The sequence below is a fragment of the Aeromicrobium sp. 50.2.37 genome, from assembly GCF_024655735.1.
Lineage (GTDB): Bacteria > Actinomycetota > Actinomycetes > Propionibacteriales > Nocardioidaceae > Aeromicrobium.
In genome coordinates, this window is the sequence record NZ_JANLGG010000022.1 from 53,246 (window position 1) to 67,542 (window position 14,297).

Here is a 14,297-nt window from a genome sequence, read left to right on the forward strand (position 1 = left end):
GCCTCCCGACGAGGGGGTCAGTGAGCCCGGTCACGCCCGCGCGAGCCAGGCGCGCGCGTCGGGGCGGCGCAGCTGCACGACCACGACCACGGCCGCTGCAGCCGTGACGATGCCGAGCGGGAGGAAGAAGACGGACACGCCCACCGTCAGGGCCGCGACGATCCTGAGCGTCACGACGCCGGCCGGCAGCCGCTTGGCGGTGGCGATCGCGGCGGCCAGGCCGATGGCGCTGAGCACGAGCCAGACCGCCGACGACAGACGCAGCAGCCCGATGACCTGGTCGGCGTCGACCCCGGCGGAGCGGAGCCAGTCCTGCGCCATCCCTGGCTCGGTGAGAGCGGACCGGTAGGCGTCGGCCCCGATCGTCGACACCAGCAGGGCGATCAGCCCGAAGAAGCCGACCACGGCGCACGAGACGACGGTGGTGACCACGGCGACGGTGACCGACCGTGGTCGAGCGGCGGGGGCGGCGCGCGGCGGCACGGGGTGCGACGATGTGGGGTTCGCGGGCTGCTCGCCGTCGGACGGGAAGGCCGCCGGGGCCCCGACCTCGGGCGACGACGACGGCGGCACGGCTGCGAAGGGATCAGCCGCGCCGGTGCGGGTGGCCGTCGCGAGAGCAGGCACGGCCCGACCGTTCACCTGGTCGAACCAGCGCCGCGACTCGGCCGTCCACAACGACCATCCGCACACGCCGGCGAAGGCGGCCGGGAGCAGGCCCGGGAGTCCCATCGCCGCGAACACCAGGAACGCCAGGCCGCACAGGATGGTCAGCATGACCCGCGACGTCCGATGACCTCGGGCGGCGTAGAGCGCGAAGACCGCTGCCGAGGCCGTGAGCACCACCCCGACGTAGGCGGCGTACCGCAGGGCGTCGAGCGCCTGGTCGAGGCCGATCCCGGCCTCCTTCAGCGGCTCGGTGGCCAGCGCCTCGCGCACCGCGTCCTGCAGCTCGATGGAGCCCCACGACGACAACGTCGAGACCAGGTTCACGAGCAGGAGCGCCGACCCCACGCCCACGAAGATGCAGGTGAGGGTCAGGGCCTGTGGCCTCGGAGGGCGTTCTGCCATGTCGACCACCCTAGCCAGCACGGCCCACCGACTCCGCGTGGTGCACGATGGGCCGGCCGACCGGTGGACCACGAGAGGAGCACGACGGATGTTTCGCGAGGTCCCCGTCTGGCCCGTCGTGCTCCCCGTGGCAGGGGCGACGATGGTCCTGCTGCTCTGGCGGTTGCACCGCCGCGGCCTGCTCACGCTGCCGCGGGCGGGCGTCGCAGCACTCGTCTGCACCTACGGTGCCGGGATCGTCGCGAACACGGTGTTCCCGATCTACCTGGACTCCGTCGCGCGCACGAGCCACTGGTCCGTGGCACTCGTCCCGTTCGCGGACTACGAGTGGGCCGACGCCGTGACGAACGTGGTCATCTTCGTCCCCGTCGGGATCCTCGTGTCGCTGGTCGCCGGACGCGCCCCGTGGTGGCAGTGCCTCGCGGTGGCCGCCGCAGTCAGCCTCGGCATCGAGCTCCTCCAGCTCCTCGCGAGCGGGCTGCTCGGCGGCGGACACGTGGCCGACGTCGACGACCTGCTGTCCAACATCGTCGGCGCCGCTCTCGGGCTCGGCCTGCTCGCCGCCGTCGAACGGGTGCCGCGTGCCCGCTCCGTCGTCGACCGGTTCCGCTGGCGCTGAGCGCTGCGCCGTCGCCGACGACTGGCCTGCGTCAGGCTGGGTCAGCCTGCACCGAGAGTGCGTCGACGGGCAGCCCGTCGGCGTCCAGCTCGCGGTCGACGCGCACCGTGTCGCCGTCGCGGACCTCGCCGGCCAGCAGGGCCTTCGCGAGCCGGTCGCCGATGGCCTGCTGCACGAGCCGGCGCAGCGGACGGGCCCCGTACGCGGGGTCCCAGCCGGTGAGCGCCAGCCACTCCTTCGCCGCGTCGGTCACGTCGAGCGTGATGCGCCGCGCCTCCAGGCGTCGACCGAGCGAGGCCAGCTGCAGGTCCACGATGTGCGTCAGCTCCGCCGTGCCCAGCGGCTCGAAGGTCACGATCTCGTCGAGGCGGTTCAGGAACTCCGGCTTGAACGAGGCCTTGACCACGTCCATCACCGCACTCCTCTTCGCCGCGTCGTCGAGCGCCGGGTCGGCCAGGAACGCCGAGCCCAGGTTCGAGGTGAGGATGAGGATGACGTTGCGGAAGTCAACCGTCCGGCCCTGCCCGTCGGTCAGACGACCGTCGTCGAGCACCTGCAGGAGGATGTCGAAGACCTCCGGGTGCGCCTTCTCGACCTCGTCGAGCAGCACCACCGAGTAGGGCCGACGTCGGACCGCCTCGGTCAGCTGCCCGCCCTCGTCGTAGCCGACGTAGCCGGGAGGGGCGCCGACGAGCCGCGAGACCGCGTGCTTCTCGGCGTACTCGCTCATGTCGATGCGCACCATCGCGCGCTCGTCGTCGAACAGGAACTCGGCCAGCGTCTTGGCCAGCTCGGTCTTGCCGACGCCCGTGGGGCCGAGGAACAGGAACGAGCCCGTCGGGCGGTCGGGGTCGGCGATGCCGGCCCGGCTGCGGCGCACCGCGTCGGAGACGGCCGTGACCGCCTCGCGCTGGCCGATGAGCCGCTTGCCCAGCTCGTCCTCCATGCGCAGGAGCTTGCCCGTCTCGCCCTCGAGCAGACGGCCCGTGGGGATGCCGGTCCACGCCGCGACCACCTCGGCGATCTCGTCGGCCGTGACCTCCTCGTTGACCAGCCGGTCCTCGTCGTCGCCGGACTCGCGCGCCGACTCGGCCTCCTGGGCCGCGGCCAGCTGCGCCTCCATGGTGGGGATCTCGCTGTAGAGCAGCCGCGCGGCCGTCTCGAGGTCACCCTCGCGCTGGGCACGCTCGGCGGCGATGCGCACCTCGTCGATGCGCTCCTTGATCTCGCCGACCGCGTTCAGGCTCTGCTTCTCGCTCTCCCACCGCTGCTCGAGCGCCCGCAGGGTCTCCTGCTTGTCGGCCAGCTCGCCACGCAGCTTGTCGAGGCGGTCGCGGCTCGCGTCGTCGCTCTCGTTCTGCAGGTGCAGCTCCTCCATGCGCAGGCGGTCCACCGCGCGGCGCAGCTCGTCGATCTCGACCGGGCTGGAGTCGATCTCCATGCGCAGGCGCGACCCGGCCTCGTCGACCAGGTCGATGGCCTTGTCGGGCAGCTGACGACCGGGGATGTACCGGTCGGAGAGGGTCGCGGCCGCCACGAGCGCAGCGTCGGCGATGGCGACCTTGTGGTGGGCCTCGTACCGCTCCTTCAGCCCACGCAGGATCGCGATGGTGTCCTCGACCGACGGCTCGCCGACGAGGACCTGCTGGAAGCGGCGCTCCAGCGCCGGGTCCTTCTCGACGTTCTCGCGGTACTCGTCGAGCGTGGTCGCGCCGATCATGCGCAGCTCGCCTCGCGCCAGCATCGGCTTCAGCATGTTGCCGGCGTCCATGGCGGAGTCGCCGGTGGCGCCGGCACCCACGACGGTGTGCAGCTCGTCGATGAAGGTGATGACCTGGCCGTCGGACGCCTTGATCTCCTCGAGCACGGCCTTGAGCCGCTCCTCGAACTCGCCGCGGTACTTGGCCCCGGCGACCATCGCGCCGAGGTCGAGGCTGATGAGCCGACGTCCACGCAGGGACTCCGGCACGTCGCCGTCGACGATGCGCTGGGCCAGGCCCTCGACGACGGCCGTCTTGCCGACGCCGGGCTCGCCGATGAGCACCGGGTTGTTCTTGGTGCGACGGCTCAGCACCTGCACGACACGGCGGATCTCGGCGTCGCGGCCGATGACGGGGTCGAGCTTGCCCTCGCGGGCCACGGCCGTCAGGTCCACGCCGTACTTCTCGAGCGCCTGGTACGTGTCCTCGGCGTCGGCGCTGGTGACGCGGGCCCCACCCCGGACGGTCTCGAACGCGGCACCGAGGGCATCGGGCGTGGCACCGTGCGCGGCGAGCACGTCCTTGGCCGACGAGGCGACGGTGGCGACGCCCACGGCGAGGTGCTCGGTGGAGATGTACTCGTCACCCAGCTCGGCGGCGAGGTCGGCGGCGCGCTGCAGCACCTCGTGGGTGCTGCGCGACAGCCCCGGGTTCTGGACGCTGGTGCCCGACGCGGACGGCAGCGCGTCGACCGCGGCCTTGAGCTCGGACCTCACGACCGCGACGTCGACGCCGGCGGCCTGCAGCAGGGGTGCGGCGGTCCCGCCGTCCTGGGCGAGCAGGGCCGTCAGCACGTGCGCCGGTTCGATGGCCGGGTTGCCGGCGGCTGCGGCCTGCTGCATCGCGGCGGCCAGCGCCTGCTGACTGCGGGTGGTGAGGTTCGAGAGGTCCATGGGCTGCTCCTGGTGCGTCCTTCCGTCGGCGCGACTCGCCGTACATCAGGTACAACGTACACAGAGTTGAGTCCATTCCACTCAACTCTGGAGAACCCCTCTACGGCCTCCGTTTCGGACACTTCAGGGGCATTCCGAGCCCCTCGACCGCCCCGGAACTGTCCGAATCTGCGATTCGACGCGTTGACGTCAGTTCCTGCGGCGGAAATCGACCGGAGGTCGTCAAGACGCTCGGCCGGGGCCGGGTCACTCGGCCGAGCCGCGCGCCCCCGTCCCGTCGAGGCCCTCTCGGAGGCCGCCTCCCCACGGAGCCACGCCGACGCACCCGCAGGTCCACACACCCACAACTCCGACGCACCCACAGGTCCACGCGGAGCCGACGTTGGCGCAGCGGCAGGTCAGTACCCGGAGAAGTAGTCCGTCCGCACACCCGCGCAGCGGGAACGCAGGGCGGATCGGACGCCGGCGACCATCGCGGGCGGACCGGACACGTACGCCGTGCGGGAGGCCGCGTCGGGCACCGCCTCGTCGATCGCCTCGCCGGTGACGAACGGGGCCGCCACGTGGACCCAGCCCTCCGGCAGGTCGCCGGGAGAGGTCGGCGAGACCAGCACGACCCGCACGCCGGTCGCCACCAGCTCGTCGCGGTACGGCACCGCGTCCCCGTCGGGCACCCCGTAGACGAGCACCACGTCGCGCGCCTCGCCCGAGCGCAGCTGGCTCAGGAACGGGGTCACCCCGATGCCGCCGGCCACGAGCAGGAGAGGCCGGCCGCTGCGGCGGCTCGCGTCGCGCGGCCACACGAAGTCTCCGTGGACTCCCGTCGCGCGCACCCGCTGCCCCGCGTCGAGGTCCACCAGCGCCCGCTTGAACGAGGACGCGGGCTCGGGCACGCGAATCGCGATGCGCAGGTCGTCGGACTGCGGGGGCGAGCTGATGCTGAACACACGCCGCACGCCGCGGCGGTCGGCACCGGCGTGCGGGAGGTGCAGCTCGAGGTACTGGCCGGGCTCGAAGCGCACCCGTCGGCGAGGGCGGAAGGCGACCTCCCACGTGTCGCCGGCCAGCCGTCGCGCACCCGCGGACTCCAGCACCACGCCGGTGCGGCGGGCGAAGGCGAACGCGACCAGGTTGCCCAGCACGATCGCGAGCTCCGGCGTCATCGAGAGCGGCCCCCACGTGGGCGGGGTGACCTCGAGGACCGACGCGAACGTCGGGAACGCCAGGAGCACGGCCATGACGGCGGCCACGACCAGCTGCTGCCCGCGCCGCGGCGGAAGGGTGAGCGGCTCGCTCACCATGAAGCCCGCCATGAAGAGGATCGGGTAGGAGTACAGCGCCGTCTGCCACGCCTGCGACAACGGGGTGCCGAAGCCCGCCGTGAGGCCGGTCAGCACCAGGGCGAACGCGACCACGGCGAACACCAGGCCGACGTCGAGCCGACGCGTCCTCCAGAGCACCAGGAGGGCGCCCACGGCGACGAATGGGGCAAGTGCCTCGGTCGCCGCGGTCTGCCAGAGCGCGTTGATGCTCGACTCCCGGCCCACCGCCCACTGCGCGACGACGACGAGCAGTGCACCGGCCGCAGCCGGGTTGAGCACGTGGCGCCCCCGCCAGGCCAAGAGGTACTTCGACGCGTTCGCCAGCACCGCCGCGGCCGCCAGCCAGGCGAGGTTCGCGGCGCCGACGCCCGCGCCGTCACCCCCGGCCGCCTCGGGAAGCGGAGCGAACAGGAAGAACAGCAGGAGTGCCGTGATCACCGCCGACTCGTCGTGCGGCTTCAGACGCCAGACGAGGCCGAGCAGGCGGTTCGACCCGACCGAGGCGACCAGCAGCACCGCGAGGGCCACCAGGTTGCCGACGGTGGAGAGGCCCTCGATCACGCCGGTCGCCGTGAACACGACGTACACCGCCGCGACCACCGCCAGCACGATCGTGACGAGCCGGTACATCGTGACGCGGCCGAGGAGCCCGTCGATGCTCGGACGAGACCGCGTCGTCGTGCTTCGAGTCATGTGAACAGCTCCCCAGGGAGGTCGGGCGACCGCAGGACGCGACCGTCGGCGTGGATGCGGACGAAGTGGTGCGGGTGCAGGTCCATCAGCACCTCGGGCTCGGCGAAGAAGTGCGCGGTTGCGAGCCCGTCGGCCCGCATGCACGACTGGTCGACGAGCGTCCAGACCGCGACGACGTCGTGGGTGGGGCGGCCCGTCCGTCCGTCGACGACGTGGTGAAGGCCATTGCCCCAGGTGCGGCGGTTGACCGCCGAGGCACAGAGGGCATCCTCCGGCTGGACCTCCAGAACGCCGATCGCGCGAGACGGATCAGCGGGGTGCTCGAGCGCGACACGGATGGGCGTGGTCCCGGCGTGGTAGAGGTCGCCACTGGCGTCGACCGTCACCTGGTTCAGCCCGCGCACCCGCAGCACGTCGGCCACGTGCTCGACGAGCAGGCCCTTGCCGGCGGCCCCGACGTCGAGCAGCAGGGGCCGGGTGGTCGTGACTCCTCGCCGGTCGATCGTCACGGCGCCGTCCCGCCGCAGCGACGACCAGTCGTCGGGCACCACGTCACGGCCCGTCGGGCGCAGGGAGTAGTCGGCGTCGTAGCCGAGCTCGACCAGCGACCGACCCACCAGCGGCGTCACCGCCCCGTCGGTCGCGGCGTGCAGCTCGTCGTAGAAGCCCAGGAGCCACTCCGCGTCCTCGAGCTCCCAGCTGCCCGCGACCTGCGCCATCGCAGTGACGGCGGAGTCGCTGCGGAAGCGCGACCACCCGCGGTCGAACCGCTCGATGACCCCGAGAACCGCCACCTGCACCTCGGGATCGAGGGGCTCCGCGGTGTCGACCTCCCACCGCGTGCCGATCGCCTCGAAGGTCCAGGTGGCCATGTCGTCAGGGTGCGCGAAGGTCGGGGCCGCAGGCTCAGGCCTGGGCTTCGGACTTGATCTGGTCGACGGCCTCGTTGAAGCCGCCGGACGTGAGGGAGGAGCCGGCGACCTTGGAGACGTCGATGTCGTCGATGTTCTTCCCGACGATCTCGTCGGCGATGCCACCGGCGAACTTCTCCTGGAACTGCTTCGAGGTGCCGGACGCCTTGGGCGTGACGGTCACGTCGTCGATGACGCCGCCGTCGCCGAGGGTGATCTCGACGTCGACCTCGGAGGTGCCGCCGGGGTTGGAGTAGCTGCCGGAGCCCTCGTAGGTGCCGGCCGCGTAGTCGCCCGACGCCTCGGACGACCCGCTGTCGTCGGCGGCCTCGCTGGTGGCCGAGCTCGAGGAGGACGAGCCGGCGTCGGAGTCGGCGTCGCTCCCGCACGCGGCGGTGAAGAGCAGGGTCGAGGTGGCCGTGAGGGCCATCAGGGCCTTCTGGTGGCGGCGCAGGGTCATGGGTCTCTCCAGTCAGTCGGGCTGGGACGCGGATGTGGTTGCGTCGTCAACCAGCCCAACGGACCCGACCTCCGCGAGGTTCCATCCTCGCGCACTCCACAGCGGAGCCACAGCACCCGGGACTCCCGCCGGGGTCTTGACCTTCCGCGAAGAGGCGTGCAATCTACTTTGCACTACAAACTGCTTTGCGGAGGATCCATGAGCGACGACGACCGAGCACCCGACCTCGCCGAGAGCTGGGCGCTGATCGAGTCCGAGCGCGAGCGCGCCCGCCGTTCCGTCCGCGTGGACGAACGGGTGGTCTACGGCGTCTGGGCGCTGGCCTGGGGCATCGGCTACCTGGCCCTGTTCGTGTGGGCCGGCCCGGAGGGGCAGCCGGGACTGCCCGGACCGATCGTCTTCGGCGTGCTCATCGTGGCCGCCATCGTGGTCACGGTCGCGCACATCGAGGGCCGGACGCGCGGCACCGGCGGGCCCGACGCCGAGACCAACACGATGCTCGGCTGGGCGTGGCCCCTCGGCTTCATCGGCAGCAGCCTCACGGCGGGCGCGATCGGACGCGCCGGCATCGAGGGCGACGCCGCGGCCATCGTCTACAACGGCCTGCCGTGTCTCGTCGTCGCGTGCCTCTACATGGGCACCGGCGCAGCCCTGCGCGACCGACGCCAGCTCGTCCTCGGCGGCTGGATCGCCGTGGTCGTGGGGATCGCCTCCTTCGTCGGCGGCGCCCACCTGTACCTCGCCATGGCGGTGCTCGGCGGCGGCGGGTTCGCCGTCGCGACCGTGGCGGCGGCACGCGACCGGGCGGCCCGGCCGTGAGCGAGCTCGACCCCGTCATCCACGCGCAGGCCCGCCTCCGGGTCACGGCCTTCCTGGCCGTGCTCGCGCCCGGCGAGACGCTCACCTTCCCCCGCCTGCAGAAGGAGCTCGGCATGACCGCCGGCAACCTCTCCACCCACCTGCGCAAGCTCGAGGACGCCGGCTACGTCGAGCAGACCAAGACCATCAACGGTCGCAGCCCCGTCACCTACGTCGGCCTCACCGACACGGGCCGCACGGCCTTCGAGACGTACACCCGAACGCTCCGTCAGCTCATCCAGGGGGACTCATGACCCGCACACCCGTCCTGACCATCGACCACGTCAGCCGATCGTTCGGCAACCGACCCGCCGTCGACGACGTCAGCCTGGAGGTCCGTGCCGGGCAGGTCGTCGGCCTGCTCGGCCCGAACGGCGCGGGCAAGACCACGCTGCTGTCGATGGTCTCCGGCCTGCGCACGCCCGACACCGGCACGGTCCGCGTGCTCGGGCTCGACCCCCGTCGGCCGGCGCACCGTGCCGTGATCGGCGTGACGCCGCAGGAGACCGGCCTGCCCGAGTCCCTCACCGCCGCGGAGGTCGTGCGCTTCGTGGCCGACCACCACGCGGACCCGCTCCCGACCCTGGAGGCGCTCGACCGGTTCGGCATCGCCGATCTCGCCGACCGGCGGTGCGGGGGCCTGTCCGGTGGGCAGAAGCGACGGCTCGCCTGCGCGCTGGCCCTCGTGGGACGCCCCGCCCTGGTCCTGCTCGACGAGCCGACGACCGGGCTCGACGTCGACGCCCGGCACGCGCTCTGGCAGGGCATCCGAGCCCACCGCGACGACGGCGTCGCCGTCCTGCTGACCAGCCACCACCTCGAGGAGGTCGAGCAGCTGTCGGACCGGGTGGCCGTCATGGCCGAGGGCCGGGTGCTCGTCGACGACACCCTCGAGCGCGTGCTCGGCCGGGTCGACGTGGACCGGCTCTCCTGGTCCGGGACCACGGGCCGCGTGGCCGAGCTCGACGGCGTGGTCGACGTGCAGGTCGACGGCGACCAGGTGGTCGTCCTCGCCCGCGACGCCGACCTCGTCGTCCGGGCCCTCGTCGACGGCGCCGCCGAGTTCGCCCGGCTGCGCGTCCGCGGCGCCTCGCTCGAGGACGCCTTCACCCACCTCACCGCCGCCTGACCCACCCAGTCCATCCAGCCCACCCAGGATCCACGGGGGACCCCATGACCACGACCACCGCCGCACCACGACGCACCGCACCCGCGCTGCGCATCACCCTCGCCCACACCCGGCTGTCCGTCCTCGAGGCGCTGCGCGAGCCGATCGTCATCGTGAGCACGGTGGCGTTCCCGGCCCTCGTGCTGCTGTGCTTCGTCGTGCCGCAGCGCACGGTCGCGGGCGACCCTGCCGCCGCGACGGCCGCCACCGGCCAGATCGCGCTCTTCTCGATCGTGTCCGTCTGCCTGTTCACCTACGGCGCCGGCATCGCCGAGGACCGGCAACGCCCCTTCGACACGTTCATCCGGTCGCTCCCCGCCGGCCCCGTGGCGCCGCTCGTGGCCCGGATCGTCACCGGCGTGGTGCTGAGCGCCCTGGGCCTGCTGCCGGTCGCCCTGATCTCGACGCTGCTCACCGACGCGGACGTCCCCCTGCTTCGCCTGCCGCTGGTGGGCCTGACGCTGCTGACCTGTGGCGTCCCGTTCCTCGTGATCGGCTTCGCCATCGGGTACTCGCTGCGCCCGAAGGCCGCGCTGGCCGTGGCCCAGATCGTGCTGTTCCCGCTCGCCTTCCTGGGCGGCCTGTTCGTCCCGCCCGAGACCTTCCCGTCGTGGCTCGACGCCGCCTCGCAGGCCACGCCCACGCGAGCGGCGCGCGACCTCGTGGTCTCGGCGATGACGGGGTCGGACGCCGAGCCCACCCAGCTGCTGGTCCTGCTCGGCTGGACGCTCGCCGCCGGCGCGGTCACCGTCTGGGCGTTCCGCCGCGACGAGGGTCGTCGCTTCCGCTGACCGGGCGAGCCGGGCCCGATCGCCGGACGGCTCGCCGCGCTCGGCCGCGCGCCGGACGTGGGCGATCTCGCACCGCGGACGACTGCGCAGCGTTGGGGCGGAGAACTTAGGATGGCCTCATGCACACCGCATGATCCGGTCGGTGTGCCCGCAAGCCCCCAGGAGTCACACTGATGAGCAGGAAGCTCAGGGTCGCGATCGTCGGCGCCGGCCCCGCCGGCGTCTACGCCGCCGACATCCTCACCAAGTCCGAGGTCCCCGCACCCTTCGAGGGCGCGAGCGTCGACCTCCTCGAGCGCGACCCCACGCCCTTCGGCCTGATCCGCTACGGCGTCGCGCCGGACCACCCGCGCATCAAGGAGATCGTCAAGGCGCTCAAGCGCGTCATGGCCAACGACGACATCCGCTTCTTCGGCAACGTCGCGTTCGGCGACGACCTCAAGCTCGACGACCTGCGGCAGTTCTACGACGCCGTCGTGTTCGCGACCGGCGCGCGCCGCGACCGCGACCTCGACATCCCGGGCATCGACCTCGACGGCTCGCACGGTGCCGCCGACTTCGTGTACTGGTACGACGGGCACCCCGACGTCGACCGCGAGTGGCCCTTCCAGCCGCACCAGGAGTCCGTCGCGGTGCTCGGCGTCGGCAACGTCGGCCTCGACGTCTCGCGCATCCTGGCCAAGACCGCCGAGGAGCTGCTCGTCACCGAGATTCCCGACAACGTCTACGAGGGCCTGAAGAAGAACGTCACGAAGGACGTGCACGTGTTCGCGCGCCGCGGTCCCGCGCAGGTCAAGTTCACGCCCATGGAGCTGCGCGAGCTCAGCCACTCCCCGACCATCGACGTCATCGTCCACCCCGAGGGCTTCGAGCTCGACGAGGGCTCGCTCGAGGCGATCCGGGCCGCGAAGAGCCAGAAGCTCGTCGTCGACGTGCTGCAGAACTACCTGGCCAAGGAGCCCACCGGCGCCCCGCACCGCATCCACATCCACTTCTGCCAGAACCCCGTCGAGATCCTGGGCGAGGACGGCAAGGTCACCGGCCTGCGCACCGAGGTCACCGAGCTCGACGGCACGGGCAACGTCCGCGGCACGGGCGAGCTCGTGGACTGGCCGGTCCAGGCCGTCTACCGGGCCGTCGGCTACTACTCCGACAACCTGCCCGGCCTGCCCTTCGACATCACCGCCGGCGTCGTGCCCAACGACGGCGGCCGGGTCGTGGAGATCGACGGCTCCGCCCTGCCCGGTGCCTACGTCACCGGCTGGATCAAGCGCGGACCGGTCGGCCTCATCGGCCACACCAAGTCCGACGCGGCCCAGACGATCTCGATGCTGCTCGAGGACGCTCCCACGCTCGCCCAGGCGGCGCAGCCGGAGCCCCAGTCCGTGGACGCCTACCTCGACTCACGCGGCCTGGAGTACACGACGTGGGAGGGCTGGGAGAAGCTCGACGCCCACGAGATGGGCCTCGGCGAGGCCCACGAGCACGAGCGTGAGCGCGTGAAGGTCGTACCGCGTGAGGACATGGTGAGCATCGCCCGCTCCTGACGCAGCCCGAGCACGAGGGGTCGGCCGCACGCGGTCGGCCCCTCGTGCCGTGTCCGGGGTCAGTCGGGCTGGAGGGCGAGCAGCTGCAGGTGGCACGGGCCGTCCGGCGACGACGTGGGGATCTCGTCCAGCGCGAACCGCACCTTCGTCCCGGCGGCGACGTCGACCAGCCGGCGGGTGGTGGCCGGTCCCGCACCGTCGGCCGGACCCACCTGGGCGCTCACCTGGTAGCTGACCGGGTTCTTGGTGGGGTTGGAGACCGTGCCGACCGCTGCCCAGACGCCGTCGTCGTCGGGGTTGCACCGGACGCCGGAGAGCAGCTCGGGCACGGGTGTCCCCGCCGGCAGGCCGCTGGCCGTGGGCGACGCGGTCACCGTCGGCTTCGTGGCGGGTTCGGGGTCGTCGCCGCTGCAGCCCACCGTCAGCACCGCGACGGCCAGGATGGGGGCCAGCAGGGCCCCACGACGTGCACGCATGGCCCTATCCCACCACGTCGACCCCGCTCGTCCGGCCGCACCACGCGTCCGGATCACACCTGAGGGTCGCCTCACGTTCGCACGGTGGCGTCCCGTACGCTGGAGATCGTTGGACGTCCGAGCAATCGAGGGTGAGGAAGAGACGATGACGATCGCGCGACTGGGTGTCGTCGGGGGCGGACTCATGGGGTCCGGCATCACGGAGGTCGGTGCCCGCGCGGGTCTGTCCGTGGTCACGGTGGAGGTGGACGACGACGCCGCCAAGCGTGCCGCGGAGCGGGTCGAGGGCTCGCTGCGCCGGGCCGAGAAGCGCGGCAAGATGACGTCCGAGGACGTCGCGGAGACCCTCGAGCACATCACGTTCACGGCCGACCTGGAGGCGCTGGCCGACCGCGACCTGGTGGTCGAGGCCGCCAGCGAGGACGAGCAGACGAAGCTCGAGCTGTTCCGCACGCTCGGCTCCCTGCTGGAGTCCGACGACGCCGTTCTTGCGTCGAACACGTCGTCCATCCCGATCGTCAAGCTCGGCGCCGTGTCGGGTCGCGCCGACCGCGTCATGGGCGTGCACTTCTTCAACCCCGCCCCGGTGATGAAGCTGGTCGAGCTCATCCCGTCGCTCACCACGAGCCCCGAGACGCTGCAGCGCATGCAGTCGTTCGTCTCCGAGACGCTCGGCAAGGAGCCGATCGAGGCCACCGACCGAGCCGGCTTCGTGGTCAACAGCCTGCTCGTGCCGTACCTGCTGTCGGCGATCCGCATGTACGAGGCGGGGTACGCCTCGGCGGCCGACATCGACTCCGGCATGGTGCTCGGGTGCGGGCACCCGATGGGCCCGCTGGCCCTGGCCGACCTGATCGGCCTCGACACCGTGCGCGCCATCGGCGTCTCGATGTACGAGGAGTTCAAGGAGCCCCTGTACTCCCCGCCCCCGGTCCTGGACCGCATGGTCGACGCGGGCCTGCTCGGCAAGAAGTCCGGCCACGGGTTCTACCCCTACGATCGCTGAGTGCCCGACGACGAGAACCTGCGTCCTGGCCTCACCGACCTGGTGTGGCCCCGTCGCACCTCGCGCCTGACGCTACGACCCCTGACCGTCGACGACGTCGACGCGGTCCACGCCTACCGGAGCGACCCCGACGTCGGCCGCTGGCTCGGCCGCCCGGCCCGCTCGCGCGAGGAGGTGATGGCCTCCCACTTCACCGAGCAGGACCTCGCGCACTCGCTGGCCGTCGAGGTCTCGGGCGCCGTCGTCGGCGACATGATGCTGGTGGTGGAGGACGCGTGGGCCCAGCGCGACGTCCGTGAGCAGGCTCGGGGTTCCGTCGCGGTGCTCGCCTGGGTGCTGTCGCCGGTCCACCACGGTCGCGGCCTCATGACGGAGGCGGTGGAGGAGCTGCTGCGGATCTGCTTCGAGGACCTCGACGTGCGCCGGGTCAGGGCGGAGTGCTTCGCCCTCAACGAGCCGTCGTGGCGCCTCATGGAGCGCGTCGGGATGCGCCGCGAGCTGCACGGCGTCCGGGACAGTCTCCACCGCGACCTCGGCTGGGTCGACACCCTCGGCTACGCCCTCCTCGCCGACGAGTGGCGCGCGGCCCCACGCCTTCCGGTGGTCGAGTAGCGCCGACGGCGAGCGCCAGCGAGCACGTGGGTGCGTATCGAGATCACCACCCCAAGGTCTCGATACGCAGCCACGACGCTCGTCCCTCGCGCGTGCCCGCTACTCGACCA

Annotated in this window: 14 protein-coding genes; 8 read left to right on the forward strand and 6 right to left on the reverse strand. The window is 72.2% G+C overall.

Features of this window, described 5'->3' with window-relative positions; genetic code table 11:
* Positions 1–30 precede the first annotated feature (30 nt).
* The gene (locus NUV38_RS12685; RefSeq protein WP_257729466.1) at positions 31–1,071 is read right to left on the reverse strand and encodes a hypothetical protein; all 1,041 of its coding nucleotides are present in this window, start codon (positions 1,069–1,071) and stop codon (positions 31–33) included.
* A gap of 88 nt (positions 1,072–1,159) precedes the next feature.
* On the opposite strand from NUV38_RS12685, the gene NUV38_RS12690 reads away from it, so the two are divergent.
* Complete coding sequence (locus NUV38_RS12690; RefSeq protein ID WP_257729467.1) at positions 1,160–1,690, forward strand: VanZ family protein; 531 nt, start codon at positions 1,160–1,162, stop codon at positions 1,688–1,690.
* 31 nt (positions 1,691–1,721) lie between these two features.
* On the opposite strand, the gene clpB is transcribed toward NUV38_RS12690, so the two are convergent.
* The 4 genes from clpB to NUV38_RS12710 form a co-directional block, all read right to left on the reverse strand.
* Complete coding sequence (clpB, locus tag NUV38_RS12695) at positions 1,722–4,343, reverse strand: ATP-dependent chaperone ClpB (RefSeq protein WP_257729468.1); 2,622 nt, start codon at positions 4,341–4,343, stop codon at positions 1,722–1,724.
* 398 nt (positions 4,344–4,741) lie between these two features.
* Complete coding sequence (locus NUV38_RS12700; RefSeq protein WP_257729469.1) at positions 4,742–6,358, reverse strand: FAD-dependent oxidoreductase; 1,617 nt, start codon at positions 6,356–6,358, stop codon at positions 4,742–4,744.
* Positions 6,355–7,230 (reverse strand): FAD:protein FMN transferase, encoded by an 876-nt coding sequence (locus tag NUV38_RS12705; RefSeq protein WP_257729470.1) that lies wholly within the window; start codon positions 7,228–7,230, stop codon positions 6,355–6,357. The genes NUV38_RS12700 and NUV38_RS12705 overlap by 4 nt, the downstream gene beginning before the upstream one ends.
* 34 nt (positions 7,231–7,264) lie before the next feature.
* Complete coding sequence (locus NUV38_RS12710; protein ID WP_257729471.1) at positions 7,265–7,729, reverse strand: FMN-binding protein; 465 nt, start codon at positions 7,727–7,729, stop codon at positions 7,265–7,267.
* Positions 7,730–7,927: 198 nt separating this feature from the next.
* Between NUV38_RS12710 and NUV38_RS12715 the strand changes: the two genes are divergently transcribed.
* From NUV38_RS12715 to NUV38_RS12735, 5 genes are all read left to right on the forward strand, one after another.
* Positions 7,928–8,548, forward strand: a complete 621-nt coding sequence (locus tag NUV38_RS12715; protein ID WP_257729472.1) for a hypothetical protein — start codon at positions 7,928–7,930, stop codon at positions 8,546–8,548.
* Positions 8,545–8,841: a transcriptional regulator gene (locus NUV38_RS12720; protein ID WP_257729473.1), complete on the forward strand. Its 297-nt coding sequence runs from the start codon at positions 8,545–8,547 to the stop codon at positions 8,839–8,841. Before NUV38_RS12715 ends, NUV38_RS12720 begins: the two co-directional genes overlap by 4 nt.
* Positions 8,838–9,716: an ABC transporter ATP-binding protein gene (locus tag NUV38_RS12725; RefSeq protein ID WP_257729474.1), complete on the forward strand. Its 879-nt coding sequence runs from the start codon at positions 8,838–8,840 to the stop codon at positions 9,714–9,716. The genes NUV38_RS12720 and NUV38_RS12725 overlap by 4 nt, the downstream gene beginning before the upstream one ends.
* Positions 9,717–9,760: 44 nt before the next feature.
* Positions 9,761–10,546 carry an ABC transporter permease gene (locus NUV38_RS12730; protein WP_257729475.1) on the forward strand — a complete coding sequence of 262 codons (786 nt, stop codon included), beginning with the start codon at positions 9,761–9,763 and terminating at the stop codon, positions 10,544–10,546.
* Positions 10,547–10,719: 173 nt separating this feature from the next.
* The gene (locus NUV38_RS12735) at positions 10,720–12,093 is read left to right on the forward strand and encodes an FAD-dependent oxidoreductase (RefSeq protein WP_257729476.1); all 1,374 of its coding nucleotides are present in this window, start codon (positions 10,720–10,722) and stop codon (positions 12,091–12,093) included.
* 59 nt (positions 12,094–12,152) lie between these two features.
* Here the strand turns inward: NUV38_RS12735 and NUV38_RS12740 are convergent, their stop codons facing one another.
* On the reverse strand, positions 12,153–12,569 hold the full coding sequence (locus NUV38_RS12740) for a hypothetical protein (RefSeq protein ID WP_257729477.1): 417 nt from the start codon (positions 12,567–12,569) through the stop codon (positions 12,153–12,155).
* A 145-nt stretch (positions 12,570–12,714) separates the two neighbouring features.
* On the opposite strand from NUV38_RS12740, the gene NUV38_RS12745 reads away from it, so the two are divergent.
* Both NUV38_RS12745 and NUV38_RS12750 read left to right on the forward strand, forming a co-directional pair.
* Positions 12,715–13,575, forward strand: a complete 861-nt coding sequence (locus NUV38_RS12745; RefSeq protein WP_257729478.1) for a 3-hydroxybutyryl-CoA dehydrogenase — start codon at positions 12,715–12,717, stop codon at positions 13,573–13,575.
* Positions 13,576–14,187 carry a GNAT family N-acetyltransferase gene (locus NUV38_RS12750; RefSeq protein ID WP_257729479.1) on the forward strand — a complete coding sequence of 204 codons (612 nt, stop codon included), beginning with the start codon at positions 13,576–13,578 and terminating at the stop codon, positions 14,185–14,187.
* Positions 14,188–14,297 lie beyond the last annotated feature (110 nt).

Excerpts from the sequence above, each read along its gene's own strand:
- clpB (WP_257729468.1), bottom strand. The coding sequence starts at position 4,343 with ATGGACCTCTCGAACCTCACCACCCGCAGTCAGCAGGCGCTGGCCGCC.
- NUV38_RS12685 (WP_257729466.1), bottom strand. The coding sequence starts at position 1,071 with ATGGCAGAACGCCCTCCGAGGCCACAGGCCCTGACCCTCACCTGCATC.
- NUV38_RS12740 (WP_257729477.1), bottom strand. The coding sequence starts at position 12,569 with ATGCGTGCACGTCGTGGGGCCCTGCTGGCCCCCATCCTGGCCGTCGCG.
- NUV38_RS12710 (WP_257729471.1), bottom strand. The coding sequence starts at position 7,729 with ATGACCCTGCGCCGCCACCAGAAGGCCCTGATGGCCCTCACGGCCACC.
- NUV38_RS12700 (WP_257729469.1), bottom strand. The coding sequence starts at position 6,358 with ATGACTCGAAGCACGACGACGCGGTCTCGTCCGAGCATCGACGGGCTC.
- NUV38_RS12690 (WP_257729467.1), top strand. The coding sequence starts at position 1,160 with ATGTTTCGCGAGGTCCCCGTCTGGCCCGTCGTGCTCCCCGTGGCAGGG.
- NUV38_RS12715 (WP_257729472.1), top strand. The coding sequence starts at position 7,928 with ATGAGCGACGACGACCGAGCACCCGACCTCGCCGAGAGCTGGGCGCTG.
- NUV38_RS12725 (WP_257729474.1), top strand. The coding sequence starts at position 8,838 with ATGACCCGCACACCCGTCCTGACCATCGACCACGTCAGCCGATCGTTC.
- NUV38_RS12730 (WP_257729475.1), top strand. The coding sequence starts at position 9,761 with ATGACCACGACCACCGCCGCACCACGACGCACCGCACCCGCGCTGCGC.
- NUV38_RS12705 (WP_257729470.1), bottom strand. The coding sequence starts at position 7,230 with ATGGCCACCTGGACCTTCGAGGCGATCGGCACGCGGTGGGAGGTCGAC.
- NUV38_RS12745 (WP_257729478.1), top strand. The coding sequence starts at position 12,715 with ATGACGATCGCGCGACTGGGTGTCGTCGGGGGCGGACTCATGGGGTCC.
- NUV38_RS12735 (WP_257729476.1), top strand. The coding sequence starts at position 10,720 with ATGAGCAGGAAGCTCAGGGTCGCGATCGTCGGCGCCGGCCCCGCCGGC.